The organism is Cupriavidus sp. 05L310 (assembly GCF_056398185.1).
The window spans coordinates 1-4,144 of the sequence record NZ_JBFTOX010000134.1 but is presented as its reverse complement, the minus strand read 5'-3'; the positions used below and the strand labels follow the sequence as shown (position 1 = coordinate 4,144).

4 protein-coding genes and 2 pseudogenes are annotated in these 4,144 nt (G+C 63.3%); 4 read left to right on the top strand and 2 right to left on the bottom strand.

Annotation, left to right across the window (positions count from 1 at the left end; all coding sequences use genetic code 11):
- The 3 genes and pseudogenes from AC1DS6_RS42315 to AC1DS6_RS42305 all read left to right on the top strand — a co-directional run.
- Positions 1-838, top strand: a pseudogene (locus tag AC1DS6_RS42315) (IS110 family RNA-guided transposase); the annotation flags it as partial.
- A gap of 87 nt (positions 839-925) precedes the next feature.
- Entirely contained in the window at positions 926-1,924 is a 999-nt protein-coding gene (locus AC1DS6_RS42310; RefSeq protein WP_477104764.1) for a DNA-binding protein, read from the top strand.
- Between the two features lie 255 nt (positions 1,925-2,179).
- Positions 2,180-2,440: an H-NS histone family protein gene (locus tag AC1DS6_RS42305; protein ID WP_477104763.1), complete on the top strand. Its 261-nt coding sequence runs from the start codon at positions 2,180-2,182 to the stop codon at positions 2,438-2,440.
- A 126-nt stretch (positions 2,441-2,566) separates the two neighbouring features.
- On the opposite strand, the gene AC1DS6_RS42300 is transcribed toward AC1DS6_RS42305, so the two are convergent.
- Both AC1DS6_RS42300 and AC1DS6_RS42295 read right to left on the bottom strand, forming a co-directional pair.
- Positions 2,567-3,226, bottom strand: a complete 660-nt coding sequence (locus AC1DS6_RS42300; protein WP_477104762.1) for a carbonic anhydrase — start codon at positions 3,224-3,226, stop codon at positions 2,567-2,569.
- A gap of 290 nt (positions 3,227-3,516) precedes the next feature.
- Positions 3,517-3,696 (bottom strand): hypothetical protein, encoded by a 180-nt coding sequence (locus tag AC1DS6_RS42295; RefSeq protein WP_477104761.1) that lies wholly within the window; start codon positions 3,694-3,696, stop codon positions 3,517-3,519.
- Between the two features lie 222 nt (positions 3,697-3,918).
- On the opposite strand from AC1DS6_RS42295, the pseudogene AC1DS6_RS42290 reads away from it, so the two are divergent.
- Positions 3,919-4,144, top strand: a pseudogene (locus tag AC1DS6_RS42290) (IS110 family transposase); the annotation flags it as partial.

Genomic DNA, 4,144 nt, shown 5'->3' with positions numbered 1-4,144 from the left:
CGTACATCGAGCAAAGGTCTCGCGTGGCTCGCTCCTGGAGGCGGTGCGTACACTGAAGCCGGGGATGGTTGTTATGGAAGCCTGCAGCACAGCGCACCACTGGGCAAGACGCTTCCAGTCGATCGGCATTGAGGTCCGGCTGATCAGTCCACAGTATGTTTCACCCTTCGTCAAGACCAATAAGAATGACCGCAACGATGCCGAAGCGATCGTCGAGGCGGCCAGTCGGCCTGCCATGCGCTTCGTTACAGTCAAATYGGTCGAGCAGCAAGACATCCAGGCTGCGCACCGCATRCGAGCGATCCTGATACGCCACCGTACCGCCATGATCAACCAGATGCGCGGCCTGCTCGGTGAGCGCGGACTCACGATCTCGCGCTCACCAGAGGCGTTCAAGCGCGCGATCCCGGAACTACTCAGCAAGAGCGCCGACGAATTGACGTCGTTCTGCCAGACGCTGCTAACTGAACTGCTGCAGCACCTACACGCGATCGAGGAGCGCGTCCACCTGATCGAAACATCGATCCAGTCGTTCATGAAGCATTCCGCGCTGTGCAAAAAGATCGCGGAAGTGCCCGGCATCGGTCCGATCACCGCCACAGCCATGGTCGCCGCTGTCGGCGACGCGAAGCAATTCAGGAACGGCCGACATTTGGCGGCCTGGCTCGGTCTGGTACCACGCCAGTACTCCTCAGKGGGCAAGCCTCGACTGCACGGCATCAGCCGGCGCGGYGACACATACTTGAGGACGTTGCTCATCCACGGCGCGCGGGCAGTCCTGCGCTAYGCAGCGAAAAAAKCCGATCCACAGAGCGTCTGGCTGCAGCAACTGATCGCCGCGATTTTGCTAAGGACAGGGTGCGCGGATCTCATCGAGGCTGCGGGCGTGCTTCGGCTATCGTCCAAGTGCAAGCCGGATACATGCATGCAGACCGTTTCGACATCACGAACAAGAAGCTTGCAAAAGGCGTCGGGTCCATACATGCACGAAAAGTACGATTACCCCATCACGCCCACCGCCAACAAGCTCTACGGCCTGGTGCGCAAGGGCAGCATGGGCACGCCCACCGAGGTGCTGGCGCAGTTCTGGGCGGACCTGCGCGGCAAGATGCGCGTGACCATCGACCATCCCGRGTTGCCGGACGCGCTCAAGGCGATCGCCGCCAATGCCGTGCAATCGATCTGGCAGGCCGCCAATGAGGCGGCCACCGGCGAGCTGGCCGCCTTGCGGGCCGAAGCGCGGCTGCAGGCGAGCGAGGCGGAAGCGCAGCGCGACCAGGCGCGGGCCGCGGTGGTGGTGGCCGAGCAGGAGACAGCCGCCGTACAGGCCGACTTCGACGCCGCCCAGCAGGCGCGCGCGGCGCTGCAGGGGGAATTGGACGCCGAACGCCAGGCCCACGCGGCCGCGCAGGCGCGTCACGAGGCAGGAACCCGCCAGGTCGAGGCGCTCGAGCGGCAACTGGTTGAGTTGCGTACCCAATTCTCGACGGAGCTGGAGCGCACCCGCGCGCAGGTCGCGATGACGCAGGAACGCGCCGAGGCCACCGAGCGCCGCGCGCTGCGCGAGATCGACCAGGAGCGCACGCTGCGCCAGAAGGCCGAGCAGGCGGCCGCGGACCTGCGCGCTGAGCTGGCGGCGGTGCAGGCGAGGGCGCAAGACGCCGCCGTGGCCGGTGCCGAGGTGCGGGCGCGGTTGCAGGCCGAGCGCGATACGCTCAGCCGGCAACTGGCGGAGGCAGAGCAGGCGCTCGGACGAGGGCAGGCGGCACAAGACGGGCTGCGCGCCGAACTGGCAGCGGCGCTGCGGCGGGCAGAGCGCGCGCAAGCCGAGACCACCGCGACGCGCCGCCTGGCGACCCCCAGGCGCCAGGTGCCAGCGACTAAAACCAAGTTCACGTTCAAGTTCAAGCCGGGGCCGGCCTGAGGGAGGGAGGAGGCGAGGATTTGTCCACTGCGAGATGGGATAAGCCTGTGGACAAACCGCGCTAGGACCAGATGCCCGGCGGGCTCCTCGGGTCTGATTAATTTTTGCGCAGCGGGGTGACCACGTGATTCCCAACTCCAAGCGAGCGGGTTGCGTTACACCAGCGATCCGCCGGACCAATGTTGAGGCCTAACGGTCTTTGAGACGACAACGCAGGATCCTGCTCCACAGCTTCCTCAAATCTGTGCACCTGGAATGAAGTCGATCGAAATCGAGCGCGCCGAAGCGATTACCTGGATCCGCATCCAGATGGCCCAGCACGGCCTGACCGTGGCCGACCTGCAGGCCGCCGGCTGTTTTGCCGAGCCGCCACCGGCGACGTTGCCTGGAGCGGTGCGCTACCGCAACGCGCACGGGCAGGGCTGGGACGGCCGCGGTCCCATGGCGGACTGGTTGCAGCGGGCGGTCAACGCCAGGCAGACCGTGGAACATTTCCGCGTCGGTCTGACCGAGTGATTGCGCATGGCTACGGTCAGTTTGGCTTTGGTGATCGCGGTGAGTGCATCCTGGATTGGTTTCACATCGCCATGCGGGCACCTGGTCAAGCGGCTCCCTGTTACATCGAGTCGCTGCCAACTTCTCTCACACCTGTCCGCGATTGCGCGAAGCCACAGCAACAGTTGTCGGCGACTCGGCGAGCGGTACGAATCGTCGTGTTGGGCCGTCGAGGGCATCGATGCTACCCTTCTCGATGTCGTAAACCCATCCGTGCAGATTCATGCGCCCCTGTTCGAGTGCAAGTGCCACGGACGGATGGGTGTGTAGATTGGCCAACTGCGCGATCACGTTCTCTCTGACGAGACCGTCGAGCTTGGCGCGAGGGGTATCGAACTGATACGCCGCATTGATCGCTTTCGCAGCATCTGCATGACGCAACCAGCTCGCGACTGCCGGCAGGTGATCAAGACATGTGCAACGCGAGATCGCGCCCATCGCGCCACAGTCGGAGTGCCCGCAGATCACGATGTCCTGCACGCCCAGGACCGCGACCGCATACTCGACGGTGGCCGAAACGCCACCAGGTTCCGGACCGTAGGACGGCACAATGTTTCCGGCATTGCGAATGACGAACAGTTCTCCCGGCTCACGCTGGGTGAGGAGCTCGGGCACGACCCGACTGTCCGAGCAGGTGACGAACAGCGCCTTCGGATTTTGTGTCGTTGCGAGTTGCTTGAAAAGCTCGACTCGTTGAGGATAGACGTCGCGCTGAAAGCGCAGAAAGCCGTCGATGATGTCACGCATGGCGTCCTCCAGATTCAAATACGGGGGGATACAGGCACGACCGTTCGATACTCCCGTCATGCCGGTGTGCTGCGATTATCGCCGATGTCAAGCTTGAGGCAGCGCTGCTAGGCAGTGCTTTCGCGCCGCCCTCGCCGGCGGCGATTGAAGACGCCATGTCGGGAGGTGCACCGGTGAATGCCGCCGATCTCTTTGCCGTGGTCGTCGAGCAGCTCCGCCTCATTCAGGTCGAGATGCGGACCGGTCCGCTGGAGACCGCCCACGCAGGCGCGTCACGACGAGAGCAAGCGCTAGGTCGAGGCGCTCGAGCGGCAGTTGAAGGCATTGCGTACCCAATTCTCGACAGATCTGGAGCGCACCTGCGCCAAAGGGCCGAGCAGGCCTTGCGCGCAGCGAAAATCCGCAAAGAAGAACTTCGACATGTACTCGATCAATTCTGACAGGCCGCTCGACCCGACCACTGTGGCCATTCTGGGATCATCGTACTTTGCGTGCGAAATCTGGCGGTGACCGCTCCGAATTCGGCTTGCAGTAAGGCTTTTCGGCCATGAGGGCTACGTGGAGCCAGTAACTTTCCAACTGTTTGATTCTTAACAGATTTCACGGCCAGACCGCCAGATTTTACTGAGATGGACCCGACGCCTCCCTTCGGGGGACACTGTTGGCATCAACCTGACATGTGGAGGTTCATCATGGAAGTCGACATCCTCGGCATCGATCTCGCCAAACAGGTATTCCAGCTCCATGGCGCCGACCGCCGCGGACGGTTCGTACATCGAGCAAAGGTCTCGCGTGGCTCGCTCCTGGAGGCGGTGCGTACACTGAAGCCGGGGATGGTTGTTATGGAAGCCTGCAGCACAGCGCACCACTGGGCAAGACGCTTCCAGTCGATCGGCATTGAGGTCCGGCTGATCAGTC